Here is a 326-nt window from a genome sequence, read left to right on the forward strand (position 1 = left end):
TTGGCTTGCAGATACAGACGCTGAAGCTGATTGACTTGAGCTTACTGATGCGCTAGCACTTTGACTTGAGCTTACTGAAGCTGAAGCTGATTGGCTTGCACTTACTGATGCGCTAGTTGATTGGCTTGAGCTTACTGATGCTGAAGCGCTTTGGCTTGCACTTACAGAAGCTGAAGCTGATTGACTTGCGGATACTGAAGCGGAAGCACTTTGGCTTGCAGATACTGAAGCAGAAGCACTTTGGCTTGCACTTACTGATGCGCTAGTTGATTGGCTTGCAGATACAGACGCTGAAGCGCTTTGGCTTGCACTTACTGATGCTGAAG

1 protein-coding gene is annotated in these 326 nt (G+C 47.9%); it reads right to left on the reverse strand.

Annotation, left to right across the window (positions count from 1 at the left end):
• Nucleotides 1-326, reverse strand: a 326-nt coding sequence (locus tag SORDD16_RS10950; RefSeq protein ID WP_241734079.1) for a hypothetical protein, incomplete at both ends; no start/stop codon positions are given.

The sequence above is a fragment of the Streptococcus oralis genome, from assembly GCF_001578945.1.
Taxonomy (GTDB): Bacteria; Bacillota; Bacilli; order Lactobacillales; family Streptococcaceae; genus Streptococcus; species Streptococcus oralis_Q.